The 25,899-nt window shown below is 33.5% G+C and carries 28 protein-coding genes, 1 pseudogene and 1 riboswitch; of the genes and pseudogenes, 7 read left to right on the top strand and 22 right to left on the bottom strand.

Features of this window, described 5'->3' with window-relative positions:
* The first annotated feature begins 129 nt into the window (after positions 1 to 129).
* Entirely contained in the window at positions 130 to 429 is a 300-nt protein-coding gene (locus tag ACNDLV_RS03780; protein WP_006586138.1) for a hypothetical protein, read from the top strand.
* Positions 430 to 453: 24 nt separating this feature from the next.
* Here ACNDLV_RS03780 and ACNDLV_RS03775 read toward each other — a convergent pair whose 3' ends face one another.
* The 7 genes from ACNDLV_RS03775 to ACNDLV_RS03745 all read right to left on the bottom strand — a co-directional run bounded on the left by ACNDLV_RS03775 (position 454) and on the right by ACNDLV_RS03745 (position 5,957).
* Positions 454 to 936, bottom strand: coding sequence for a cupin domain-containing protein (locus ACNDLV_RS03775; RefSeq protein ID WP_006586137.1), 483 nt, complete (start codon positions 934 to 936; stop codon positions 454 to 456).
* Between the two features lie 8 nt (positions 937 to 944).
* The gene (locus ACNDLV_RS03770; RefSeq protein ID WP_006587557.1) at positions 945 to 1,115 is read right to left on the bottom strand and encodes a hypothetical protein; all 171 of its coding nucleotides are present in this window, start codon (positions 1,113 to 1,115) and stop codon (positions 945 to 947) included.
* Positions 1,116 to 1,295: 180 nt separating this feature from the next.
* On the bottom strand, positions 1,296 to 1,748 hold the full coding sequence (locus tag ACNDLV_RS03765; RefSeq protein WP_006586135.1) for a nucleoside deaminase: 453 nt from the start codon (positions 1,746 to 1,748) through the stop codon (positions 1,296 to 1,298).
* A gap of 44 nt (positions 1,749 to 1,792) precedes the next feature.
* Complete coding sequence (locus ACNDLV_RS03760; protein WP_006586134.1) at positions 1,793 to 3,184, bottom strand: MFS transporter; 1,392 nt, start codon at positions 3,182 to 3,184, stop codon at positions 1,793 to 1,795.
* A 14-nt stretch (positions 3,185 to 3,198) separates the two neighbouring features.
* A complete protein-coding gene (locus tag ACNDLV_RS03755) occupies positions 3,199 to 4,149 on the bottom strand; it encodes a nucleoside hydrolase (RefSeq protein WP_006586133.1) in 951 nt (316 codons plus the stop codon).
* Positions 4,146 to 5,057 (bottom strand): ribokinase, encoded by a 912-nt coding sequence (gene rbsK / locus ACNDLV_RS03750; RefSeq protein ID WP_006586132.1) that lies wholly within the window; start codon positions 5,055 to 5,057, stop codon positions 4,146 to 4,148. The genes ACNDLV_RS03755 and rbsK overlap by 4 nt, the downstream gene beginning before the upstream one ends.
* A gap of 153 nt (positions 5,058 to 5,210) precedes the next feature.
* Entirely contained in the window at positions 5,211 to 5,957 is a 747-nt protein-coding gene (locus ACNDLV_RS03745) for a GntR family transcriptional regulator (protein WP_006587554.1), read from the bottom strand.
* 169 nt (positions 5,958 to 6,126) lie between these two features.
* On the opposite strand from ACNDLV_RS03745, the gene ACNDLV_RS03740 reads away from it, so the two are divergent.
* The gene (locus ACNDLV_RS03740) at positions 6,127 to 7,011 is read left to right on the top strand and encodes an alpha/beta hydrolase (RefSeq protein ID WP_006586129.1); all 885 of its coding nucleotides are present in this window, start codon (positions 6,127 to 6,129) and stop codon (positions 7,009 to 7,011) included.
* Between the two features lie 63 nt (positions 7,012 to 7,074).
* Here the strand turns inward: ACNDLV_RS03740 and ACNDLV_RS03735 are convergent, their stop codons facing one another.
* The 4 genes from ACNDLV_RS03735 to ACNDLV_RS03720 all read right to left on the bottom strand — a co-directional run bounded on the left by ACNDLV_RS03735 (position 7,075) and on the right by ACNDLV_RS03720 (position 9,608).
* Positions 7,075 to 7,989: an HNH endonuclease gene (locus ACNDLV_RS03735; RefSeq protein ID WP_006586128.1), complete on the bottom strand. Its 915-nt coding sequence runs from the start codon at positions 7,987 to 7,989 to the stop codon at positions 7,075 to 7,077.
* Positions 7,989 to 8,630 (bottom strand): YfbR-like 5'-deoxynucleotidase, encoded by a 642-nt coding sequence (locus ACNDLV_RS03730; RefSeq protein WP_006586127.1) that lies wholly within the window; start codon positions 8,628 to 8,630, stop codon positions 7,989 to 7,991. The genes ACNDLV_RS03735 and ACNDLV_RS03730 overlap by 1 nt, the downstream gene beginning before the upstream one ends.
* Positions 8,631 to 8,775: 145 nt before the next feature.
* Positions 8,776 to 8,910: a hypothetical protein gene (locus ACNDLV_RS03725; protein ID WP_006586126.1), complete on the bottom strand. Its 135-nt coding sequence runs from the start codon at positions 8,908 to 8,910 to the stop codon at positions 8,776 to 8,778.
* Positions 8,911 to 9,206: 296 nt separating this feature from the next.
* On the bottom strand, positions 9,207 to 9,608 hold the full coding sequence (locus ACNDLV_RS03720) for an iron-sulfur cluster biosynthesis family protein (RefSeq protein ID WP_006586125.1): 402 nt from the start codon (positions 9,606 to 9,608) through the stop codon (positions 9,207 to 9,209).
* Positions 9,609 to 9,794: 186 nt separating this feature from the next.
* Here ACNDLV_RS03720 and ACNDLV_RS03715 point away from each other — a divergent pair, with 186 nt between their 5' ends.
* The 3 genes from ACNDLV_RS03715 to htpX all read left to right on the top strand — a co-directional run bounded on the left by ACNDLV_RS03715 (position 9,795) and on the right by htpX (position 12,461).
* Positions 9,795 to 10,901 (top strand): SLC13 family permease, encoded by a 1,107-nt coding sequence (locus ACNDLV_RS03715; protein ID WP_006586124.1) that lies wholly within the window; start codon positions 9,795 to 9,797, stop codon positions 10,899 to 10,901.
* Between the two features lie 99 nt (positions 10,902 to 11,000).
* Complete coding sequence (locus tag ACNDLV_RS03710; RefSeq protein ID WP_006586123.1) at positions 11,001 to 11,561, top strand: LemA family protein; 561 nt, start codon at positions 11,001 to 11,003, stop codon at positions 11,559 to 11,561.
* Positions 11,562 to 11,564: 3 nt separating this feature from the next.
* Entirely contained in the window at positions 11,565 to 12,461 is an 897-nt protein-coding gene (gene htpX, locus ACNDLV_RS03705; protein WP_006586122.1) for a zinc metalloprotease HtpX, read from the top strand.
* Positions 12,462 to 12,503: 42 nt separating this feature from the next.
* Here the strand turns inward: htpX and ACNDLV_RS03700 are convergent, their stop codons facing one another.
* The 6 genes from ACNDLV_RS03700 to ACNDLV_RS03675 form a co-directional block, all read right to left on the bottom strand.
* Positions 12,504 to 12,818 carry a metal-sulfur cluster assembly factor gene (locus ACNDLV_RS03700; RefSeq protein ID WP_006586121.1) on the bottom strand — a complete coding sequence of 105 codons (315 nt, stop codon included), beginning with the start codon at positions 12,816 to 12,818 and terminating at the stop codon, positions 12,504 to 12,506.
* A gap of 9 nt (positions 12,819 to 12,827) precedes the next feature.
* Positions 12,828 to 13,709 carry an L-serine ammonia-lyase, iron-sulfur-dependent, subunit alpha gene (sdaAA, locus tag ACNDLV_RS03695; protein ID WP_006587552.1) on the bottom strand — a complete coding sequence of 294 codons (882 nt, stop codon included), beginning with the start codon at positions 13,707 to 13,709 and terminating at the stop codon, positions 12,828 to 12,830.
* Between the two features lie 8 nt (positions 13,710 to 13,717).
* Positions 13,718 to 14,380 carry an L-serine ammonia-lyase, iron-sulfur-dependent subunit beta gene (sdaAB, locus tag ACNDLV_RS03690; RefSeq protein WP_006587551.1) on the bottom strand — a complete coding sequence of 221 codons (663 nt, stop codon included), beginning with the start codon at positions 14,378 to 14,380 and terminating at the stop codon, positions 13,718 to 13,720.
* Positions 14,381 to 14,565: 185 nt separating this feature from the next.
* Positions 14,566 to 16,368, bottom strand: coding sequence for a DUF2207 domain-containing protein (locus ACNDLV_RS03685; protein ID WP_006587550.1), 1,803 nt, complete (start codon positions 16,366 to 16,368; stop codon positions 14,566 to 14,568).
* Between the two features lie 18 nt (positions 16,369 to 16,386).
* Positions 16,387 to 17,328 carry an AraC family transcriptional regulator gene (locus ACNDLV_RS03680; RefSeq protein ID WP_006587549.1) on the bottom strand — a complete coding sequence of 314 codons (942 nt, stop codon included), beginning with the start codon at positions 17,326 to 17,328 and terminating at the stop codon, positions 16,387 to 16,389.
* Between the two features lie 41 nt (positions 17,329 to 17,369).
* A complete protein-coding gene (locus ACNDLV_RS03675; RefSeq protein ID WP_006586116.1) occupies positions 17,370 to 18,842 on the bottom strand; it encodes an MFS transporter in 1,473 nt (490 codons plus the stop codon).
* Between the two features lie 86 nt (positions 18,843 to 18,928).
* Positions 18,929 to 19,018: riboswitch (TPP riboswitch) on the top strand.
* A gap of 31 nt (positions 19,019 to 19,049) precedes the next feature.
* Between ACNDLV_RS03675 and ACNDLV_RS03670 the strand changes: the two genes are divergently transcribed.
* Both ACNDLV_RS03670 and ACNDLV_RS03665 read left to right on the top strand, forming a co-directional pair.
* On the top strand, positions 19,050 to 20,426 hold the full coding sequence (locus tag ACNDLV_RS03670) for an ATP-binding cassette domain-containing protein (protein WP_167802967.1): 1,377 nt from the start codon (positions 19,050 to 19,052) through the stop codon (positions 20,424 to 20,426).
* The gene (locus ACNDLV_RS03665; protein WP_006587547.1) at positions 20,416 to 21,072 is read left to right on the top strand and encodes an energy-coupling factor transporter transmembrane component T family protein; all 657 of its coding nucleotides are present in this window, start codon (positions 20,416 to 20,418) and stop codon (positions 21,070 to 21,072) included. Before ACNDLV_RS03670 ends, ACNDLV_RS03665 begins: the two co-directional genes overlap by 11 nt.
* Positions 21,073 to 21,126: 54 nt before the next feature.
* Here ACNDLV_RS03665 and ACNDLV_RS03660 read toward each other — a convergent pair whose 3' ends face one another.
* The 5 genes and pseudogenes from ACNDLV_RS03660 to ACNDLV_RS03640 form a co-directional block, all read right to left on the bottom strand.
* Positions 21,127 to 21,669 (bottom strand): hypothetical protein, encoded by a 543-nt coding sequence (locus tag ACNDLV_RS03660; protein WP_006586113.1) that lies wholly within the window; start codon positions 21,667 to 21,669, stop codon positions 21,127 to 21,129.
* 117 nt (positions 21,670 to 21,786) lie between these two features.
* Positions 21,787 to 22,632, bottom strand: a pseudogene (locus tag ACNDLV_RS03655) (Rpn family recombination-promoting nuclease/putative transposase).
* Between the two features lie 136 nt (positions 22,633 to 22,768).
* Positions 22,769 to 24,340 (bottom strand): ATP-binding cassette domain-containing protein, encoded by a 1,572-nt coding sequence (locus ACNDLV_RS03650; RefSeq protein WP_006587546.1) that lies wholly within the window; start codon positions 24,338 to 24,340, stop codon positions 22,769 to 22,771.
* A gap of 105 nt (positions 24,341 to 24,445) precedes the next feature.
* Complete coding sequence (locus tag ACNDLV_RS03645) at positions 24,446 to 25,162, bottom strand: ABC transporter permease (protein ID WP_006586109.1); 717 nt, start codon at positions 25,160 to 25,162, stop codon at positions 24,446 to 24,448.
* On the bottom strand, positions 25,162 to 25,899 hold the full coding sequence (locus ACNDLV_RS03640; protein WP_006586108.1) for an ABC transporter permease: 738 nt from the start codon (positions 25,897 to 25,899) through the stop codon (positions 25,162 to 25,164). Before ACNDLV_RS03640 ends, ACNDLV_RS03645 begins: the two co-directional genes overlap by 1 nt.

The following is a 25,899-nucleotide window of genomic DNA, read 5'->3' as shown; positions in this document are numbered from 1 at the left end:
TATTTTTACTTATAAATATAAACTACATCAAACTTCATAAAAAACATCCAAAAGGCGTCAGCTTCTATGTTGACGTTCTTTTGTTATAAAAGTATCAGCTTTTTTCTTCTTTAATATTGGGAGGATACTATGTCACGTGAACAATTAAAAAAAGGCTATGAAACTGAAATAGCTTATCAAAAACATATGCTTCGTAATTTAAGCTATTATTTTGAACTAGCTATTTTAGTATCAGCTATTGGAATGGTTATGACTTACTACTTTTGGGGTAAAAACTTACCTGTTTTATTATTGGGAATATTTATAATGGTCATCGGTCTGCTTGCAATGCTAATATTGGCAACAGGTGCAATCCGTGGTAGAAAGAACTTAAATTTAGTTATTGCAGATTATAAAAAGAAAATAAAGACAGCTACAACTAAAGAATAAGAGGTTAGGAAAAATCCTAACCTCTTATTTTTTATATGCCATATCTATAATCATCTGCTTTTGTTCTGGATAGAGCTTAATTAATTCAGCTTGGCTAAATAATTCAAAGTCTTGATAATCAAATCCTGGTGCCACCATACAACTAACCAGAGCGAATTCACCTGCAGCTAACTCTGAACCAAAAATAACACCGGCAGGCACATCAAACGATAATTGCTCACCATTAGCCAAATCTTTGCCCAACTTAACCAACTGATAATGACCATCAGGATATAAGCAATGAATTTTTAAACTAGCTCCATCATGGTAATACCAAACCTCATCATGATTTAACCGGTGTAAATGCGACTTGGTTTCAGGTGTTAGCAAAAAGTAAATTGAAGTAAAGTATTTTCTTTTACCTTCTGCCAACTCATACTCACCTTTTGCTTGATACACTTCTTTAAAATAACCACCTTCAGGATGTGGAGTTAAATTTAGTTTTTCAATGTATTCTTTTGCATCCATATTTTCACCTATTTCTTTCGATTAATTAACTTGATGATTAACCCTGCTAACACAGTAATCGCAACTGAATTCAGTAAGGTGCTTGGCAAAGTATGCCCACTTACGCTGTACCAGATTAAACAAGCTAATAAAATAACCAACTCTCCCACCCAAAAAACATGCTTTTTAATGAAATCCATTTTAACTCCTCCAATCGTTATAAAGATATTATATCAAGCTTTTAAAGTATAATTACTCTCCCCTAGTATAATATGAAGATACATCCCTAATTTATTCACGAGTGACTAGAGCACCATATGGTGTTTTTTTCACATATAAAAAATGCACCATATGGTGCATTTTTCTTTGTTAGTAAAATTTTATTTGCCGAAATATGCTTTTAACACTGCAACACTTTCTTCACGTAAAACGCCACTAGTAACAGTAGGCGCATTGTTATAATTTTCAAAAACAATCTTACTGCAGTTTGATCCGTGCTTGCCCATAGTCATTTCTAAATCATCATTGCTTGCCGCATAAACCATTCGGCCTAACTTTGACCAAACCATGGCACCAGAACACATAAAACATGGTTCACAAGATGTATATAAAGTATATTCACTTAAATCAGTAATTCCTGTTGAGGTACAAAAGCGACGAATCAAGCCTGTTTCGGCATGAAAAGTGGGATCATTTGCAGTGAAAATTTGGTTTTCATTTGTAAAAACAACTTCATTATCTTTGACAAGCACTGCTCCAAATGGTTCATTGCCATGTTCTACCGCTTTTTTTGATAATTCAATTGCTTCTTGCATAAATTTTTCGTCGTTCATTATTTAATACCTTTCTTTTATTAATTTATCAAATATAGTATATCTTATGCATTTGCCTTCATTGCAGCTTCAAATTTATTTTGACATGCAAAATAAGTAACAATTGTAATTAATGCAATAAGTGCAAAGACTAAGAAGATATTTTGGAAAGTTACTAGTCCTACATTAGCATGGAAGAAATTAAAGCCATCAAAAGCTTTAGTACTAATTAACTTACCACTAATTGCAACGCCTAATGAGCCGGAAATATTAATTGATAAATCAAACATCCCTGCTCCTCGGCCAATTTCTGATTTAGGAATAACGCCTGTTACAGTATCAAGTAGTGGTGAATACATAATCGTGTTACCAACAAAGTATAGAACAGCTCCAATTGATAAAACGACACTTCCTAGATTAATGAGTAAACCTGCAACTAAAAAGCCAGCAGTCATCATAATCATCCCTAAGATAATAGTCTTTTCTTGGCCTAAAATCTTTAAAAACTTATCTCCTCCAAGGATACCAGCTACAGCACTAGCAATATAAGCAGGTAAGAAAATTGCTGAGACATTTGATAAACTTTGATGATAACCATAGCTAACAATAAAAGTAGTTAAGAAAGTATAAGCAAACTGACCACAGTAAATACCAACTGTAATTAAAATGGCACGTGGGAAACTTCTATTTTGCTTGAAAAATTGTGGAGTAATGAAAGCCTTATTATTCTTGCTAATGTAAACCAAGAAAATAGCCAATAAAACCAAAATTCCAACTAAATATCCCATCGTTAAGCTATTTACAAATAAAATTGATAGAATAATTGTTACGGCAAACATTAATAAGCCCATAAAGTCAACATGTTGCTTAGTCCCACCATTATCATTAGGCGCACAAGTCAAAATGATTGGTAAGAAGAAGATTGCTACTAAAGGTAATAATAAAAGCACTTGCCATGGAACATAAGCTGTAATTAAGCCACCAATTAAAACCCCAGCTGATTGTGCTACTTGGAAGCATCCTGTGTAGTAAGCAAAGTAACGCACTTTTGCCTTTCCTGAAATATACCGTGAAATAATAACGATAACTAATGAACTAATAGTTGCTTGCCCCAATGATTGCAAAGCTCTAGCAATAATAATTGAAACGTAGAAGCTTTGAAAAGCAAAGCCAATAATTGAACCAACACTAATTAAAGTTACTCCAAATAAAAGCAACTTACGCGCTGGAATATAATCTGACAATGTTCCAAAGATAACACTACCCACTCCCATCGCTAAGGTAGTGATAGTTGACTGCATACTAGATAAACTAGCAGTAATTTTAAAACTTTTCGCAATTAAAGGTGAGGCGGTCACAAAGGCTTGGACCATCAAGTTGGTCATAATAAAAAGAACAAAGAGACTTAAAAGTAATTTCTTAATCTTAGGATCAACTGCTTTTTCTACTTTATCCATTGTGGACCTCCTGATTACTTAGTGAACAAACCGTGAATAGTGTTACAAATATCTTGACGAACCTTTTCAGCTTCAATATTGATACATACTTTGACATTTGGATTTGGTTCACGTAATTTTTCCATAACACCAATGGTTCTGCCAGCAGTTTCACCTTCTGTTTCAACAGTCATATGAAGTGGAAGCATTGTGAACCATTCTGGGTGAACTGCAGCACATGTTGCAGAAGGATCATGAAGACTACCACCATGGAGATATGGAGAATACTTATCATAAATATGAATGTAGTAGTCCACAATATCAGCATACTTTTCACCAGCAACAGTCTTGGTATCACGCCATTTTTGAGTATCTTCCAAGCTGATTGGGGTACGCATAGTAACGTCTAAGCCAACCATAATAACTGGAGTACCACTTTCGAATAAAATTTTAGCTGCAAGTGGGTCTTGGTGAATGTTGGCTTCTGCATATGGCGTAACGTTCCCTGTACATGCCAAAGCACCACCCATAATCACCACTTGACCTACTTCATCTTTAAAAGCTGGGTATTTCTTTAAAGTGCGAGCTAAGTCAGTCATTGGTCCCGTAGCAATCACTGTCAGATCCTTACCGTATTTCTTAACGCTATCAATAATAAAATCAACACCATCACCAGTTTCAACTTGACGAGTTGCTGCAGGTACTTCAACTTCACCAATGCCGTTTTGGCCGTGAATATCAGCACTGACTTCTGAAACTTCAAAATCGTCCTTGTCAATTGCGTGTTCATTACCAAGGTAAACAGGGATATCTTTTCTACCTAACATTTCTAGTAATGCTAAGTCATTTTTTACACCTTGCTTAGTGTAAACATTACCGTAAGTTCCGACAATTCCAATTAAGTCCAATTCTTTTGAACCTAAAACATAAGCAAGTGCCATTGCATCATCAATACCTGTATCAATAGATAAGATTACTTTTTTCATTCTTCTTCTCTCCAATTTTCTATTTCTGCTAAAGTTGGCATACCTGTTTGAGCCCCAACTTTTCTAACTGCAAGGGATGCACCTAATCTTGCTGTTTTAATTGCTTCTTCAAGTGGCATTTTTTTAGCTAAGCAATAGCAAAAGATCCCATTGAAAGTATCACCAGCTCCAGTTGTATCAACAGCATGAGTTAAAATTGCTGGAACAGTGACAACTTCACCATTTTCAACATAAGAAACCCCATCTTCACCACGAGTTACAATTAAGCGCGTGCTATGTTTAGCTTGCCATTCAAGCATTGCTGTAAATAGCTCGGCTTTAGAGTGAATTTCTTTACCAGCTAAGCCAGCAAATTCAGTATCATTAGGCGTAATATAATCGGTATTTGTTAAAACCTCTTCTGGTAAGTCTTGATATGGAGCTGGATTTAAGACCGTAATTACACCATGACTCTTCGCAAGCTTTAAACCAGCAGATACTATTTCTAGTGGAATTTCTAACTGGGTTAGGAAAATATCACTATTAGTGATTAACTTTTGATTTTCAGTTAAAACTGTCTCATCACAAAGATTATTAGCGCCTGGTACAACAACAATTGCATTATCACTCGGCAATTTAAAAACAGTCGCAATTCCAGAAAAAGTATTGAGACGCTTAATATGGCTAGTTTCAAGATTTTCTTCTTTTGATAAATATTTTAAAATTTTATCTCCAAAAGTATCTTGTCCAATACATCCAATCATATTTGTTTCAATACCCATCCGAGAAGCCGCTACTGCTTGATTTGCTCCTTTTCCACCAAGTAAGTAGTCTCCATCATTTCCATGGACTGTTTCACCTTTGACGGGAAGTCTATCAGTACTAATCATTAAATCAACATTTAGACTTCCTAAAACGCAAATATTCATAAGTTATCCCTTTCTTTTTGTACATGTATAATTTATCTGTACATCTAAATTAAAACGCTTACAAAAGAAAAAAGCAACAAAAAAAGTATTTCTTTTGCAGAAATACTTTTTAATTATTTATATATAGTTATAAAAATAGCGTCAGTTTTTTATTTATCTTTTTTCTGTTGCATTAATATTAAGAATCGCATTATTAATAGGCATATAAAACTTATTGTGGATTACAGGATATTCTCCATCAATATAAATTTTTTCCTGCAAAAGATAAAACGCATCCGCCTCAGAAATCTTATACCTAACAGAATGAACATTACCCATTTTAGAAAATTCCAATTGAATTTCCGAATGACTAGCTTGTTCATATATTTTATTTTCTAAAAAGTCACTGAGAGCTTCGTTATCATTTAAATCGAGCCCTAATTTGGCAATATTATCTCCAGGCAAAGTTGAAAAACAATAAGCAACAGGTTTCTTTTCGCTTAAATACCAGCGGTCAACAAATACTACGATTCCAGTATCACGGCCTAAAATTTCGTTAGTATACTTAGTTGCAGGTTCAATTCGATAATTTAATTCAATGCCAGTAATTTTGTTCATTAGACATTTCTGAACTGGATTAGAAACGATTTCTAGTCCCTTCGACCAATCAGCTGGATTAAAGATTACAAAGTTGCCTTTTCCCTTAATTGTTTTGATAATTCCATCATCTTGAAGAAATGCCAAAGCTTGCCTTAAAGTCATTCGCGAAACATTCATTTCTTTTGCAAGCTCCATTTCTCCTGGAAGTTGTGAATTTAATGGATATATTCCTGTTTTGATTTTTTCATAGATATCTTCATAAACTTTGACATAACGAAGTTTTCGCTTTAAATCAAGATTTCGTTGCTTTTGAGAATACATTATTTGCCCTTCTTTTTTGTGGTAAGTTCATTTTACAATATTTTCTATGCTAAGTCTTAATCTATGAAGCGCAGCTTATAATAATTAGACATGTTTATATATATTGGACATATTTTGCCATACGTGCTAAGCTATCTTTAAAAATGTTAGCGTTTTCAAGGAGGAAATTATGACAGCTTTCGCACGTCCAGATAACTATGATGATTTAAGAGCGCTTTTTAAAAAAGGCGATGATGAAAGAGATAAAGATTTACCTACGCATATTCCTGAAGTTGAAAGAATCGATAATCTTTCATATGGTCCTGATTCTAAATGGAATTTATTAGATATTTATTTACCTAGTCAGCGTAGTGGCAAGGTACCCACTATCATTTCAGTTCACGGTGGAGGATGGGTTTATGGTACTAAAGAAACGTATCAATTCTACTGTATGTCTTTAGCAAAAGAAGGTTTTGGGGTAGTTAATTTTAACTATCGCTTAGGTCCCGAAGTTGCGTTTCCTGGTATCATAGATGATATTGACTTATTAATGCACTGGCTTGAAAAAAATGCTGGTAATTATCAATTAGACTTAAGTAACACCTTTATGATTGGTGATAGTGCTGGAGCTCAAATGGCTGCTCAATATTTAACTATCATGACTAATGACACATATCGCCAAAAGTTTGGCTATAATGAAGTTAATTTCAAAATTAAAGCAGCAGCATTGAATTGTGGAGCATACTTTATTAACTATCCTGACGTTTTAGATGGATCAATGAGAGGTTATTTCACAGAGGAAGTTATGCACAAATACGATGAAATTTTGCATACTGAAAACTTTATTACGCAAGATTTTCCAAAGACTTATTTAGTCACATCAAATCAGGATTTTTTGCGTGACTGTACCGTTCGCTTTGATGGCTTTTTAACTGGTAAGGAAATAGCACATGAATTCCATACATATGGTGATGAAGATAATCCTAAACCACATGACTTCCATTGCAATATTAAGGATAATGTAGCCCAAAATTGTAATCACTTGGAAATGGAATGGTTTAAGCAGTTTATTTAAATTTTTTAGTAGTTATTTTCTAAAACAAAAAATAGCGAGTTCCAACCTTGGGATTCGCTATTTTTATACAATATCATCTTTCTTAGCTTCTAAGGCCAACTTCCACCCAGTAGTAAAATGATTTTCTCGCAAGCGTCTAATGGCATCATAGTCACTTTCTAAGCTGTCAATTGCATCTTGCAGTCTCTTATTAGCTTTTCTAATATCATTTAATTCCGGATCATTCACAACCCCGCGCAAATGTACTTGAGCTGCTAAATAACGTCTACGCTGTTCAAATTCTTCTTTCAAAGAACGTAAACTAGCATCATATCGAACTAATTTTTTATTTAAATTTTCAACTTCTTTATTCAACTTCATGAATAAATCATAAGGCATATCTGATTTAATCCGATTGCATTCACTACAAGATAAAATTAAATTATCTAATTCATTATTATGCGACAAGGAAACGGGATCCTTATGATCCACACTGCGGCCAGGTCGCCCACAATATTGGCAAATATATTTATATTTTGCACGAATTCTTTCACGATTAATATAATCAACTTCATTAAGTTGAAAATTAACCTTTAAGCCGAGCCCCACAAGATTTTTACTAAATTCAGTCCCTGCTTGGGGAACAAAATCAAGTTGGCCATCTTCACTTTTTATGATTGCTTTGTTTAATTCACTACGCGCTATTTGCCCGCTAGCTACTTCATTACTATCAAAGTCTTGCACAAAAGCTTCATAAGCCTTTCTTTGTTTTTGACTTTTGACAATAAAATTATGGCTGCCTTCACCACTTTGACCAACATAACTATATAAAAGCGCCTGTGCAAAAGTTGCAATTACATCATTTGCATAATCTTCAGCCGATAAACCCCGCTCAAGACAAATATCACAAATACTTCGTAATTTGGGATTAATTAACCCTTTTTCTTTAAAATGAAAAGAAGCTAAACGTAGTCCACAACTTTCACACTGAAACCTCACTAGTTTTCCTCCACCAAAATGTTAAAAGCGATTTTTTGCATCTTTACTGCACCAGCAAAATCGCCTTTAAATAAATCAGGCAAAATCTTTTTGATGAAGTATTTAACACATGCTAAATCGTCAAATTCTTTAATCGTTTCTAAGCTTTCTTTGAACATTTGCATATAAACTGGATTAGGATTTCCTAATTCAATTTCGCCATATGCTTCATACATTAAATCTAGCTTATCACAAACTGAGAGGATTTTACCTTCTAAAGTATCATCTTTTGCTTCACTTAAACGATTACGGTAGATTTCTTGAAACTCTGCTGGAATTTCATGTTTAATGAATTCATTAGTCATTGCTTCTTCAACATCGCCAACTAATTTACGCATTTGCGGTGTTGCGTATTTAACTGGAGTCTTAATGTCCCCAATAAAACGTTCAGTATAGTCATGGTTTAAACTCTTTTCATAAAGGGCCTTCCAATTGACTTCTTGATCACCATAAACTTCTTCAATATCTCCCATCATTTGGGCAAACTCAGCTGTTCTAAAGCAGTGTGCAGCAACTGAATGATGTTGATATTTGAAATAACCCGGCGCTCTGTCAATTGACTCCAAACTTGATAACCCTTGTAAATATGCGTGTAAACCCATTATTTATAATTCCTCCCTTTCTTAAAATTGACTAAAAATTTTTACTATCATACCAAAATCAAAAATCAAATGCAAATATGTGAAACTAAAAATCTATAAAAAAAGACCACTAGAATCAATATTCTAGTAGCCTTCATTAAAATTCTTACTTGTTTTCGTCCTTAGCAGCCTTGTTAAGGTATGCTACAACTGCTGCTGCGTGAGCAACACGCTTCTTTGAGTTAGCAGCGTTACGAGGACGACGGTGTGGGTTAATCCCAGTATGAATGTTTCTTGACATGTCTATTCTTCCTTTCAGATTTTCGAAAATCTATATAATTTTAACATATATAAGATTAAGATTTCAAGTTTACTCAAAATAACCTACTGAAATATTCCTTAACCTGTTCTCTCACCTTAGTGCTAGTCAAAAAATTAGCTCCCAAAATTATGATAATACCAACTAAAAGGAAGATTGCTAAATTCATAATTGCCCTCGATTCTGATAAACAACTATATCTTTATTATATCGCTTATACCAAAATCGGAGCAATTAATCATACTTAGTAAAATACTTGTAATATTCATTTAGACCAATTAACAAGTCTTACCATTTTTTACTTCTTCAGCAGTTAATTCATGTGGTGTGTATTCACGTACAGCAACAGCTCCATCAATTACGCCACTATTATCATATAAGCTTATAACGGCGTTACGAGCGTTCAATAGCAGACCATCTGTTAAAAATCCTAATTCATTATTAGAAGTATACATTTCTAGCCCAGCATTATTTTCCATAACTACTGGATATTCTGGATCCTTTTGATCAGTTACAATTAATTGAAAATCCGCCCCGATTGTACAAGTACCACCAAGTGTTGAATACTTATTTGAACCATCATCTAATGTCAAAATAACGACTTGACCAGGCTTCACATGCTTTTTTATTAATTCTTTTGCTTCATCTTTAATGGTAATTTGAATAGTCTTATCAGTCATAAACAAACCTCCTGATATTCATTAACTATATCTTCTTATAATCTATAGTGTACCTTTTTATCCCCCAATTCAATTTTTTTGCTTACTATTAGGAAATAAATTGCTTAAAGATATTGCACACTTAGCAAAAAAGGCTCACAATAAAACTTGGTGATTTTTAGGCGATTAGCATGAGGGGGACCACAGATGACCGTCTTGAAAAATATTTTTAAAGATCGCATATTTCAAATTTCTCTGGTGATTACAATCATCAGCTTATTTTTTGCGCGTCCAAGAATAGCTGATATTAATTTTCACACGCTTTATTCTGTTACTGCGATGCTTTGTTTAATTCAAATTTATGCTTATTTACATGTTTTAGATATTTTAGCATATAAATTAACTAGTTTAGCTGATAATACACGTAAGTTGACCTTACTTTTTACATTATTATCAGTTCTTTCGGGTATGTTTTTAGGTAACGACATTACGGTCTTAACTCTCATTCCCCTCTATTTAAATATTGCAAAAAAATATCAACTACCTCAAATTTATCCTGCTACCTTAATCGGTATGGGGGCAAATATTGGAGCAGCTTTTACTCCATGGGGAAATCCACACAATATCTTCATTGTTAGCAATTATAATGTGCCTGCTGATGTCTTTTTTGCATGGTCAACACCTTATTTGATTGTTTCTTTAGTGATTTTAATTGCAACTTGCTTTTTCTTACCTAAAGACCATATTCCAGTTAACCAAACTGAAAATATTCATGTTAACTGGAGAATGACCATTTTAACAACTGCTGTCTTCATTTTTTTCTTTTTTGGTGTATTTTCAATTGTTCCTATTTACTATCCGATGATTGCTGCACTTTTATTGGCTCTTTTAATTAATCCTCGGATTTATCTTAAAATTGATTATGCCCTTTTGTTAACATTCACTTTATTCTTTATCTTTATTAGTGATATCCAACAAATTCCACTAATTGTTGGTTTAATCCATATGACTGTTTACTCAGAAGGATCAACTTACCTTACATCAATCATTTCAAGTCAATTTATCAGCAATGTACCATCAACTATTTTAGTTGGGAAGTTTACAAATTTTGCTAAGGCACTATTGCTTGGATCAAACATTGGTGGCTTTGGATCAGTTGTTGGCTCTATGGCCAATATGTTAGTTTTAAAAACATTCAATCAACATGCCAGCGCAAGTAAAAGCAAATTCTTTAAGCATTGGACCATTTTACAATTTTCTGGTTTGGCAATTTTAACAATTGTTGGTTGGTTAATTATTTATTTCAATATTTAATTTAAAGAAGACATAATTGTCTTCTTTTTTCTTGTAAAAAAAATCCTATTCTATACAATTATCTTAAGGACTAAATTAGTTAATTAAGGAGAAATTACTATGACTATTTGGATTATTTTAGCAATTGTAATTATCTTGGCAATTGTTTATATTACAACTTATAACGGCTTACAGAATGCCAAAGTTTACACTGAAGAATCATGGAGTCAAATCGATGTACAATTAAAACGAAGAAATGATTTAATTCCTAATTTGGTAGAAACTGTTAAAGGTTATGCCGCTCATGAAAAAGAAACTTTAAGTCAAATCGTTGAATTAAGAAACCAATTAACTCAAGTTCCAGCAGATGATCACGAAGAAAAGATGAAAGTTTCTAATCAAATTACCGATTCTTTAAAGACTATCTTTGCTTTAAGCGAAGCTTATCCTGATTTAAAGGCAAATCAAGAATTTGGCAAATTAATGGAAGAACTTACTAATACCGAAAACAAGATTGCATATTCACGTCAACTTTACAACTCAAGTGCTGCTCTTTATGACAGAAAACTATTAACTTTCCCTTCAAATATTGTCGCTAACATCCATCATTTCACTAAGGTTGAATATCTAGTAACCCCAGAAGCTGAAAAGGAAGCTCCTAAAGTTTCATTTAAGGACTAATCTATGCTATTTGAGCAAATATCAAAAAACAAACGCAAAACTGTCTTAATTTTAACGATTTTCGTTTTAATATTGGCATTAGTTGGGGCAGCTGTAGGTTACTTCGTTGCCAGCAGTATGGTAACAGGGATAATTATTGCTCTAATTGGAACAGGTATTTATTTAGCAATTGTTTTACATGATCCTGCACAACTAGTCATGAGCATGAATAATGCAGAAGAAATTCATGAACAAGACAATCCAGAACTTTGGCACATAGTTGAAGATATGGCGATGGTGGCACGTGTTCCAATGCCTCGCGTTTACATTATTGATGATGATAGTCCCAATGCCTTTGCGACAGGACGAGATCCAGAACATGCTAGTGTTGCTGTGACTCATGGTTTACTTGAAATGATGAATCGTGAAGAGCTTGAAGGAGTCCTAGGTCACGAACTCTCTCACGTCCGCAATTATGATATCTTGGTATCAACTATTGCGATTGCAATGTTAACAGTTATTACATTATTAACCGACTTTACCTCCCGCTATTTATTCTGGTTTGGGGGAAGTAGGCGTGAACGCGATGATGACGATAATGACAACAAGAACTTAGAAATTTTAAAGGTGGTACTCTTCGTAATTACTATTTTGCTAGCACCTTTAGCTGCAACTTTAATCAATTTGGCATTATCACGAAATCGAGAATATTTAGCTGATGCTGGAAGTGTTGAATTAACTAGAAATCCTCATGGTTTAATTTCAGCTTTAAAAAAGATTGAAAGCAGTCAACCAATGGAAAATGTTAGTTCTAGTAGCCGGGCTCTTTATATTGAAGACCCTGTAAAGAAAGAACATGGTAGTTTATTTGACACTCACCCACCTACAAGTGAACGAATCAAGCGTCTTGAAAACATGTAAAAAGCGAATCCAGTTGGATTCGCTTTTTTATGTACTATTTTATTAACTTACTCCCAAGGCAAATTTAGCATAATCTGACATCCGTTCTTTAGTCCATCTAGGCTCCGTCCTAAATTCAACGTCAACGTTTTTAACTTCAGGAACCTTTACTAGTACTTCTTTAATCATTTTTGCTAAAACAAACTCTAATGGGCAGCCTAAAATTTCTAATGTTAATTCAACTAAACAAATACCATCTTCGTCTAAATCAATACTATAGACAAATCCCATATTAACGATATCTATTCCTAATTCAGGATCCACAACAGTTGCTAGTTGTTTGATAATTTCATCTTTAATAACTTCTGGTGTTCTCATTTTTCACCGCTATGCATCTTTACCAAAAATCTTAGCCTTAATTGCTTGACCGGTAGGAGTTCCGGCTAAACCGCCAATCCCAGTTTCACGTAAAGCTGCTGGCATTGATTTTCCTACCTTATCAAGGGCCATAATACATTCATCTGCTGGAATTACACTTGCACATCCTGCTAAAGCCAAATCAGCAGAAACTAATGCATTCGCTGCTCCAATGGCGTTACGCTTAACACAAGGAACTTCTACTAACCCAGCAATCGGATCACAAACTAAGCCTAATAAATTACTAATTGCAATTGATAAAGCTTCGGCACATTGCTGCGGTGTTCCACCAGCTGCTTCAACTGCCGCCGCTGCTCCCATTGCAGAAGCACTTCCCACTTCTGCCTGACAACCTCCAGTTGCCCCAGCGATTCCTGCGTGATTAGCAATTACCAAACCAAAACCTGCAGCTGTAAATAAAAAACGTACTAAAGCATCTTCATCTAAATTAAGTCGCTTTTCTAACGAAGCAATTACACCTGGTAAAGTTCCAGAAGAACCAGCTGTTGGCGTAGCACAAATAATCCCTAAGGCAGCATTAACTTCATTAGTTGCCATTGCTGCTTGAACAGCCCCCATCATAGTATCGCCTGACAAGGTCCTGTGCGTTTGCCGATATTTTGCAACTTTTACAGCTTCACCACCCGTTAAGCCAGTTGAAGAAAGTACTCCTTTACCAGATTCACCTCTTTTTACAGCATTTTGCATGGTTTGCAGATTAAAGCGCATTTTTTTCCAAATTTCTTCCCGACTCAAACCAGAAGTTTTGATTTCTTCTTCAATTATTAATTCTGAAATGGGCTTACCAGTATTGTTAGCTGCTTCAACAATTTCTTTAACACTATCAAACATAATTTTTCCTACTTCAAATAAATAATACCCTTAAACTTTTCTTGTAGTTCTGAAAAGCGTTTAGGTGATAAATATTTAGCAATATCAAATTCAAATAATTCACTATCACCTATCGGCCATTTTTGGACCTTTTGTAAACTTGCTTCTTGTTCTAATATCTCATTTAATTCATTAACCAGTGGATTATTTTTTCCATGAACTAAATATAAAATCATTGGCAAGGGGCCTGTTAAGTTCATCTTATTACCTTGAAATTCAATTAATCGAATTTCAATTATTCCACCACCAATTGAACAACCACCAACTGTAATTTGCTTCTCATCATCTGACATAGAGATAATTGCAGTATTAGGGTGATTAATCGGACTTGGTCCATCTTCTTCAACAAAACGCAATTTAATACCTGCTTCAGCTAATAATTTAGGAGCATTGAGTATTCGCTCATCATCTGGAGTCATACCTAATAATCCACCTGCAATAGCAAAATCAGTTCCGTGACCACGATGCGTTTTAGCAAAAGATTCATAATAATGAACTACTACTTTTTTAGGAGTTTTTTGAAAAATTAAGCGCGCAGCATTTCCAATTGCAACTGCTCCAGCTGTGTGCGAGCTTGAAGGGCCTACCATAACTGGCCCAATGATATCAAAAACACTGCGATAGTTTGCCATACCTTTTCTCCTTTAGATACTTTACTATTTTAAGTGTAAATATATTTAGGAAAAAAATGAAGCAATATAGGAAATTTATAACTTTTATATTACAACCAAGAAAAACCATATTCCGAAATCTTATCGAAATATGGTTTTTCCTTTTTCATTATTGTTGACTACTATTTTTGGACTAGTAAACAGCGTTAAAAGGCGCCTCCACCACTTCCACCACCAAAGCCACCAGATGAACCACTTGAAAAACCACCTGATGAGCCTGAATCAGAACTAATACTTGAGCCTGCATTAAAAGCAGAAGTAAAACTATGTTCAAAATTATTGCTACTACTATTATTTAAATATAGAGCTTGATAAACAACTAAATCACTAGTTGCTAATTCACTTTCGCTAAATTCCAATCGGAGTTGTTTTAAAACTTTCTCAGATAGACCTAATGCTACTGCATAAGGCATAATATCTTCCCAAAGAATAAGCTCGCCAATATCTCTCATTTTAAAATTACCAATATTTTCAAGCATCTTCTTAAAACTACGTACTTGGTTTGTAATTTCGGCACCTTTTTCTGTATAAATGCCTAACCGACTAGCAGCTACCAACCACGAAATACCATTTAAAATTGCTAAAATAATTGCTAATACTAATAATTGCCATGAAATTATACTTAACATACATGATAAGAAAATAATTATTGCATTGATAGCAACCAATATTCCAGCTAAAGCTACTATATTTTGCTTCTTTTCTCGGATTTTATTTGAGAAATAATTTCTTTGATAAGCTTGCTTGTAATATTGATTTCTCCAAGCTTGATACTTCTCACTTAATTCTTTAGGATCATCAAATTTCTTTAATTCATATGTAGAAAAACTTGCACCGTTTCCTACTTCATCAAATAAAAATCTTAATAGTGGTTGCTGACTTAAAGCAGTTTGATCTTTCAAAAAAATTCGATAGCTCGACTTTTTTATAATCTTGCCAATTTTTTCTTCTCTAATTTCTAACTTATGCTTTCCGGTCAATTCAGTAATTAAAGCCATCAATGCTTGAGTATCTGGCTTGGAAGTATTATCAAGAATTTGAGCCATAATAGGACTTACTTCAGGAATTTCATAACTATGAGCCAAGGCAGACATTTTCTTAGGTTTTGATCCTTGTTTCTTTACGAATAAACTAGCAATTATCGCCAAAATAGAAACAATGATGCTAAAAATTAAAATATATCCCGCTCTTTTTCTTCTTCGGTTAGCTTCTTCTGCAAGTTGTTTTTCTTGTTTTAAAATAAATTGCTTACGCTTTTCATTTGAGACATTTTTATTATCTGCAGTAACACTTGTTGGAAAAATTGCATGGACCTCAATTCCAGTATTTCCAGCTACATTATCAGCAGTCATAATGATTCGTCCCTTATCTGGCAATACTTGAATACGACCTGATAAGTCACCGTGTGCCCAAGCTTTTAACATCGAGACCTTACTTGGAAATACAACCTCAGCTTCAACATGATCTAAATCAGTTTCCCAACCATTACCAATAATTTTAAAATTAAGCTCAGCTGTATCCTGCCAATTTTTTATAGCATTTGTTATCTTGTAACGATATACAATTGTAAAACGATTACCTGCTTTTACTTTGTGAAATACTTTAAATTGATAGCCGTTTTTATAACTAAGTTGATAAGTATCATTGCTTCCACTGGAATTATTAATTATTGTCTTTGTTACACCTTGATTGATTATCTTTACTTGAGGATTAAGCAACTTTTGATTTTTTAACAAATTCTGCCGATAATAAACCCCACGAGCAGAACTATCAAACTTATAAGTAATCTTTCGTTCAATTGTTAAACTGCCATCAGCTTGAATATGACTTGCTACTTTTACATTAGTAATATCATAACTAGGACTATCTGCTAATACTCTTTGTCCCGTTATAGAAAACAAAAGCGTTATAACACCCAACATCAATAAAAGATTGATAATTTTTTTCATTCTTATACCTTATTAGCCCTATTTCAAGTTAATATTTGCCTGTCTAAATAATTCTTCTCTCATCAATGCCGGAGTAGTACCATAATATTCACTAAATTTTTTATAAAAGAATGACTTACTTGAATATCCTACTCGGCTAATAATTTCTTTCAATGACAAATTAGGCTGTGCCAATAACTCACGCGCTTCCTGCATTCTTCGTTCATCAACATGTTCAACAAAACTTTTACCAGTTTTTTGTTTAACTAAATTAGAGAAATAATTTTGATTAAATCCAAAATATTCCGCTGCTTCTGCTAATTTAATATCAGCAAAGTGCAAATCTATATACCTATCTAGGTCACTACCTATAAAATTGACCTTTTTAGTCTTTCCTGCCGTGCGATTAAATGTTTGCATTCTAAGTGATAAAGCAAGTAATTGACTAAAAGTTCCAGCCATCATTGGCGCCATAAATAAGTCACCATTTAAATATTCGTTGATAATATTTTCAATCAACTGGCTTTGTTTCATCAATCGACTGGTCTTAATAAAAAGATAGCCTTCTTCAGCTAATAAATTTTTAACTGTCACTAAAATTTCATTTTCTTTATCATCTAAACTTAGATAATTTTGAAGTTCTTTTTCAAAATTATAAATCGCTTTAACACACATCTTAACAACTACTGTTTCGGAAGTTTGCTCTTTAATTTCAAACGCTTGTCCTGCTTTAATCAGAACTAAATTTCCAGCTGTTAAATCAAGTATTTGATTATGGAATTTAATAGAACATGTCCCATTTTCTACAAAAAGCCATTCTTCTTGTGAATGATAGCGGTGAATACCGCCATTATGATTTTCAACATAAATGGCAAAATCTTTTTGATCTTTATTTTTGGAGTCTAATTTTAAATCATTAGTATTTTGTTTAGTATTTTTAATAACTCCCTTTAAGTATTGGTCTAATGTAAAAATTGCCACTTAAATCACCGCCTTAATATCATTATACAATTAATGGTTTCTTATTTGCTGATGGAATGCTTTTCTTTTTGCCGAGCGTAATATCCAATAAAGAATGAAGCAATAATTAATATTGTTGCGACAATCATAATATTGTGAATTCCACTATAAAGAATCTGCCTCATTTGTGGTAATAATGCTTGTGGCAATAACTTACTTGTTTCAGCATCAGATAAATGATTGAGCATATTTATCGTTATACTACCTCTACTTTCCCTAACACCTTTAAAAAGTGAGGCATTCATAATCAACCCAAAAACACTAGCCGCCACGGCAGAAGCAATCATTCTAATCAAAAATGAAAACGAAGTTGCTACTGGGACATCTTGTTTCTCAACATCTTGTTGGACCTTAACTTGTAATTCATTAAAGACAATCCCATTACCAACACCTTGAAACATCCCCGCTAAAATAATTAAAAAATAAGGCATTGTAATAGGTCCAAACATCATTATGAAATAACCTATTAGCAGTGAACCAATCCCAATTAATACCACTTGACCTGCCGACCAATGTTCTCGCATTTTAGCAACTGATAAAGAAGCGCATAAATCAGTAAATGCACCCGGAATTTGTGTAGCTCCACCAATAAAGGCACTAGTAGCTAGTAATCCTTGAGCCCACATTGGTGCATAAACACTAAATGCCATCATTGCTGCCCAAATTAAAACAAACAAAGCAAAATCAATATTTAAATCTGAGTTTTTAAATAAACGTCCTGGAATAACTGGATCTTCAGCTCTTTTTTCAATAATGATTAACATTCCAAAGAATATCAAAGCTGCCGCAAATAATATTAATAAAGTACCAAGTTGTGTTTCACCAATTAAATCCACACCAATTAACATAATAATTAAACCCAAAGTTAAAGTGATTGCTCCACCTAAATCAACCTTTTTCTTTGGTCGCTCAACTTTTTCATCGATAAAGTAGATTTGCACAAGAATAATTGATATCAAAGCAACTGGAATATTAAGGTAAAATACCCAGCGCCACGACAAAGTATCAACTATCCAGCCCCCTAGCATCGGTCCCATGATGGTTGCTGAAGAATAAAAAGCACTAACTAAACCCAGAGTTCTCATTCTTTTAGCTGGATTAGGATACAAGTCTGAATAAATAATATAAGGAATCGAAACCATTCCCCCATTTCCTAATCCACAAATTAATCTCGCCAGCAACAAGATAAACATATTAGGAGCCATCCCTTGAAATAATGCTCCTAATAAAAAAGTTAATGCCGCTAGCTGATACGCTAGCTTATTACTAGTACGTTCACCTAGCTTACTCCATAATGGCGTTGCAACAGCTGTTCCTAATAAAAATACACTAACCATCCACCCCATATATTCAATCCCTTTAAGATCTGCAATAATTCTAGGAAGGGCGGTATTAATAATTGTATTGTCTAATCCAGACATTGCATTAGATAGTAACAAAGCCATCGTAACAATAGTTATTCTCTTTTTATTCATACTTGCTCTCTTTTCAACTTATTTTAATTAACTATACAACGTCTGAAAGCAATTGAATAGACAATGACAGCGTTTTTATATATAATCAAGACGTTTAGGGGTGCCGTTAGGCTGAGATGATACCCATTGAACCTGGTCTAGGTAATGCTAGTGAAGGGAAAATGACTTTTGATTACTTAATGCCACCTCATGAAAGGTGGTTTTATTTTGACTTCGATTATGTTATCTCATGTAAATTTTGCTTACGATAAGCAATCCATTATCCAAAATTTATCTATTAACTTTGCACCTGGTAAAATTCATCTCTTAATTGGAGAAAATGGTGCTGGTAAATCTACTTTACTTAAAATCATGGCCGGTTTATTACCAAAATTCGGTGGCAAGCTAACTGGTAAAATTTCAATTGATGCAAAAACAAATATGATGTTCCAAGATCCAGAACTTCAATTTGCTTTACCTACTGCTTATAATGAATTAATTTTCACGATGGAAAATCTAAAAGTTTCACGTGAAACTTATAAAGATAAAATAAACCATGTAGCTAAATTTACTGGAATTAGTCACTTATTAAAGCAACCAATTGCTCAACTCTCTGGCGGAGAAAAACAAAAAGTTGCTTTAGCTATTTTATTGGCTATGGATAGCGACTTACTTTTACTTGATGAACCATTTGCAAATTGTGATTTAGCTAGTAGAAGAAATATTTTAATTAAACTAAAACAATTAGTTAAAGCTGGTAAAACTGTGATTATTGTTGACCATGATTTACCAGATTATGAAACTCTAGCAGACGAAATTTGGCTGTTTAAAGACAAACAACTCCATCCGCTAACTAATGAGGAAAGAACCAAGCTATTTAAGCAACTAAAACAACCTTATAAGGTTAAATTTTCCTTACCTCAAAATCAAAAATCAATCTTTAACTTTTCAAATACAGTTATCAAGCAACACCTCCCTTTGATTGAAGTTTCCACGCAAAAAATTTATCAAGGGAAGATTACCTTGCTTACCGGCGAAAATGGAGCTGGCAAAACAACTTTATTTAAAACTTTAACTAAAATGCATCCCTATTATGGAAATCTAACTTATAAATCAAAAGAAATAAAAGGCTGGCACCTAAAACCTTATCTGGCGAGTGTTGCTCAAGTTTTTCAAGAAGCTAACAATCAATTCTTAGAAATCACTGTCCAAGAGGAATTAACACTAAGCCAAAAAAAGCAAGTAAATCCATATTTTACAAAAGAGAAATTAGCTAAAAGCTTAGAAAAATTAAGTCTAAACAAGCTGTTAGATCATAGCGTTTATACCTTATCTGGAGGTCAAAAAAAGAAACTCCAAATCTTATTAATGCTATTAAATAATCATGATGTATTACTACTAGATGAACCACTTGCTGGTCTTGATACAGCTTCAAGACAAATAATCATTAACCTGCTATCTGATATTCAAAAGCAAACTAATCAGACTTTTATTATCATCAGTCACCAAATTTGCGAACTTACACCAATTTGTGACTACCATTTAGTTCTAGCTAAAAAAGGCTTAACTTATGTTCAAAACGGAGGAGAAAATCTTGAATCCTAGTTTTAAATTTCTACTTTTATTAATCATTGCATTAGTTATATCCGCAACCAATTCTGTTGAACTGAACCTGATTGTTATCTTTGCCTGTTTTATCTATTTAATTAAATACCATTTAAAGCTAACGCAATTTTTCAAACTTTTACTTTATCCGGCCTTGGCAGCAATTTGCGCTTTCGTTACGATTGCTTACTTTAGTAAGAACTCAGTCTATGATGCCACAAGCTTAGCTAGCCGCATCTATGTCTATGTTTTTACTGGAGCATGTCTAACTTTAACAACTGATATGACCACTCTTGCCAGATCTTTTGAACAAAATCTCCATCTACCTGCCAAATTTGCTTATGGTTTTTTAGCCGCCGTCAACATTTTGCCTAAGATGAAACGACAAATTAAACAAATTAGATATGCAGGATTAATGCGGCAAACTCCACTTTCACTTTTTTCACCCAGACTCTATTTCAAAGCATTACTTGCGGCTTTAGCCAATTCAGAGTTACTTGCTCAAGCGATGACTTCTCATGGCTTTAACGAAGATAAAAAAAGAAGCGTCTTGCAAGTTGTGCAAGTCCGCTTCAGTGATTACCTCTGGTTCGGAGGGATTTTAGTGATTTTTATTGTATTAGTGTTTTTTAGTTATTTTCTTTAATCTACTAAATCAGAGAATTTCACTCCAGCATATTTCTTAGCTAGTTCAGGAGTCTTAAAAAAATACACACCGTTCTGATAATGGCCCATGAACCCAGACAATTACCTGATTTCCATCTTCATTATGCAGACGATAATTAAAGCTATCTGTACCTGATAAAAGCCAGTGAACTAAACTTATAACTTTATCCCCTTTATAATATACAAGCTTTGTATCGTACCAAGATTGAATATCGGACGGAAAATCTTTCACTCTTGGGTCATCTGAAGCAACTTGAAAATTAGGATCTTTTATAAATAGTAAATCTTCATTAATTGTATGTTCTGATATCCTTAAATCTATTATTTTTCCATTTTCCAGTGCCATATACCATGTTCCTTGAAACTCTTTAGGTACATCAAAAGAGCCTATTTTTCCATAATTAGTTTCTATATCATCACTCGAAGATGATTCAGAAATAGTTTCTTCAACATTTTCTGCCTTATAAACAGAACTGATTTCATATTGTTGCTTAGAGCTCTGACTATTTGTATGTTTATTTACTTTTAAGTTTCTTACATTTTCAGACTTAGTTTCATTATTCAGTCTAAAGAGCATAAAGCATAAAAATATAACTGTTACTATACAAAGTAGATATACTCCAACTTTATCATTAATATCCCTACTTTTTAATTATTAAATATAAAAACTATAAAAGATTTCTCCTTTTGGAGTTTATTTCATATTTTGGTGGATTATTGCTTTGATGTCTGAGTCACTTAAACTGAAGTTTGAACTCACAGAATCTTTGATTGCCGAAAATATTTCCTCCTCACTCATTTGAGCTTTACTCCGTTTAAAAAAGTTGACAAAAGATTGTACCGTATTCTTGTCGCCTTTTTCGCGACCTCTCTTTTCAGCTATTGCTGTTTCTTCTTTCATACGTAATTCTGCTGTTCTCATAAGATTTCTCCTTTTCGGATCATCATTGTATTCTTGGATTTTGTTCTGAATCTCTTTAAAGATTCCTTTTGATTCTATTTTATCATCGTTCATTAATCTTTGGAGATTTAACAAATCGACATCTTCACTGCCACTCCCTTTAGAGTTAATGATAATATTTTCGGCATTGTTCTTTAGCTGAATACTTTTATCTTCGTCATCTTACAAGTGAAAACTATAGCGTAATTTCCCTTTACCGAACGGGTCAAATGCACAAAGAAAAATTAGATAAGTTCTAGACAGCGAAGTATATGGTTCTCCCCGGTCCAAGGTATCCCTGTCCATCGACGATTGATAGTACCTCATTCGTGGCCCAATATCATGGTTGTTATTAACTTGCATTTCACAATCGTATAAGTTACCAGATTGGTCTTTAACCGCAATGTCTAAGCGAACGGACTTGCTTCTCTTATCACTTTTAGTCCCTAACTCTTTTTGCGCATCGATACTCTCAACTGAAACAACATTCACATCAGGTAGTGCCGCTTGAATAATCGCCTTACAAAATCGCTTATTTTGCATAATACTGCCAAAGATCTCATCATTTGTAAAGCCATAGTACTTATTATCTTCTAGCATTCATCTTCCTCCTATATTTTTGCGTACAAAATAAAATACGAAAAAACAGAGGATTTTATTCATGTAAATCAAAATAGCGGCGAGATTCATCTCAACCGCTATTTTTGACTCTATAATTTTTCTGTTGATAGTTTATTTAAGCTTTAGCTAATTCTACTACTTGAGTAAATTTGGCCTTTTCTTTTTCAGAAACTTTATGAGCAACTTCGATTACCGTACCTGGGAAATCTTCTAAAATAGTTTGATGAATCTTTTCAGATAAGTCTTGATCTAAAGCACTAGTAGCTTCATCAGCAATCAAAATTGGCCGATTGGCTATAATTGCCCGAGCAATTTCAACCCGTTGATTTTGACCACCAGACAGGTTCTTCCCATTTTTTCCAACTTGGTAATCTAATCCTTTATCTGCAACTAGCTCTTTTAATCCTGCTTTAGTAATTGCATTGTCTAAAACTTCAGCAGAAACTTTTCTTCCTAAAGTTATGTTAAAGCCTAAAGTATCATCTAAAATTATTGGCTTCTGATTAATAAAGCTAAAGTACTGGTGCAATTGATTCCAATTACCATTTTCTTCTTTACCATTAAACAGATAATCACCAGTAGTTAACTTATAATTACCAATTATCACATTTAATAAAGTCGATTTTCCCCAACCTGATGGCGCATCAAGTAAAATTTTTTCACCTGATTTAACATCTAAATTTACGTTAGAGAAAATTTGCTTATCATTAATTTTAATTGCAGCATTTTGGATTTTTAAGTTAGTAAATTTATTTGTAGCTGATTCTGTAGATTCTTCAGTAAGTTCCGGAATTGCTAAAAATTTATTCCAAATTGGATTTGTTGACTTAACATTATTAATATCACCAAAAATACCAACAATAGGATTAATAAAGTTATTTGCTAATTGGGCAATCATCATGATAGTACCCAAAGTTATTTGCCCATTAACTACCAAATATACCCCAATCGCAAAAGGTAATAACATTGAACAAATAAATGCTAAAGTCATAGTTAATTCATTAGCAATCTGTTTAACACTATTGGTCTTTCTAAGGGCTAATTCCATGTTTTTAGCTGCTTTATACAAGCGATGCATCAGTGAAGGTTCAACATCATAAAGCTGAGCCATAGGTGCGATAGTTAAAGAATCATCTACTGTATTAGTATATTTTCGATTTTCTTTTTCCCAGACATCGGAACTTTTTTCAATCATTGGTCCAAAGATATTCTGTAATAATGCTGGAGCAAAGGCAGCAAATAAGAATACTAATGATAAAATCCATGACCCTAATAAAGCTGAAACAAAAGCTGAAATAAATTGAATGGCATTCATGATAATATCTAGTTGTGCTTCAATGCGATTAGTTTCAAGTTGCTTTAAGTCATTAGTCATGAACGATACATCAATTTCAGAATTAGAATTTCTATTAACAAGTAAGTATTTTGCTGCTTTAGCCTTAATATTTAAATTAATCTCAGTCACAATATTGGCATACAGCAGTTGATATAGCACTCCCGCTATTCCCAATAGAACTAATACTCCAAAAGCAGCAAGTACAATATTTAGCAAACTACCCTTGGGTTTATTAGCATAATCAATAAACAGTTTAAAAGTATAAGCAACAAATACCATTTCAAACGACTTAATTATTGCCAAGATTAAGTACATAAATAGTTTGAAAGGATGAGCATATTTTAGGGTCATAGTTGTACCTCCAAGGTTATCTGTATTCAATATATTTCTTTTTAGTATCATATTGTTTCTTATTGCAAATATATTTTACTTAGTTTCTTATATTTGCTTAATTTGCTACCTATTTCTTACATACCAATTATGATAAAGTCGCATCCCACCAGCTAAAATAAACCAAAGTCCCAGCTTAAAAAGCGCAACTGCCAAAGCTTGATTAAAATAACTCCCAGCTAAAATCCAATCAAGTAAATCACTAACAGGAAAGACTTCTGCTACTACCCTTAGCCAAGTTGGATACTGACTCACAGGAATAATCACTCCAGCTACAAGTACCAAGCTAGCAGTTGCAATATTAGTTAGCCAATATGGATTTTCTCTTTGATCTCCCGCAAGCGCACATATATAAGCTAACAAACTAGCAAAAACAATCATAATTAAAAATCCACTAGCCAATTTTCCTGCATAAGCTAGCATCCCCATACTAGTTAAAGCAATCAAAGCCAATATCAACAATTCCAATGCTGCAGCTACACTAGCTATCACAATCTTGGGTAACCAATATTGGCTAAACTTGGGCTTAATGGAAATAATTTCTTCACTAGTGCCAACATTTTGGTCATAACAATATGATCCTGTAATAATCCCAATCATCGTAATGATTGCTGTTGTAACTAAACTTCCAATTAATACTCGACGAAAGTCTTGTTCAGTACCATAAATAATCAGCAAAAACATAACTAGTGATACAACTGGCAAAATCAAATAATTAACAATAATGGTTCGCAAATTTTCAAAATCACCAATTGTTGAAAAAGTAACTTTATAATTTTCCATTAGAATACCCCCAATCTATTTTCTTTGAAGGCTCGTTTAATAACGACTTCGGTTAGTATTTTGGAGATATAGACAAAAAATATAGTTACTAAAAGATAAGTAATAATAAGTTCTAAATTTAATTTTTCTTGATAAATCAGCTTAATTGGCAAAGTCAACGGGCTTAGTATTTGCACTGGTTTCAAATATGGCAAGGCAAAACTTGGAATTGTTAACAAGCCTGATAAAAGCAAGATGGGAGTTAAGACTAATTCTTCATAGGCCATCGCATTTCGAGTTAAGATGAAAAGCAAACTAATGAAATAGCTCAAAACTGTTGCAGTCAGCCATAAAATTACAATCCCTAGCCCAAGAGTCCAACTCAAATTAGCTACTGGCATCCCTAACACTAAAGCTAAAACACCAGCTAAGGGAAAAGCAACTAAGCCATAAATTGCTGCTGGAGATAAAGTCGCAAGTAAAACTAGCTCGCGGCTAATTCCTGAATTTAATAAATACGGCAAAGTTCCTTGCCATCTTTGATAAGCTAAAGCGCCAGCACTAGTCGTACAAGAAGCCCAGGTTCCCATAATTCCAGCAATCAGCCATTCCTGCCCAGTATAAGTTTGATTCACATAATGGGCTAAATACTGATATAGCTCCATTGTTGCTGTAGTTGTAATTACCAACATAACAAAATAACTATTTTTAACATACAGTTTGAGCTGGAATTTAACTAAATTAATGAAGCGAAGCAT

The organism is Lactobacillus fornicalis (assembly GCF_055362665.1).
The sequence above is the reverse complement of the archived record's forward strand: the minus strand, read 5'-3'. Positions and strand labels throughout refer to the sequence as shown.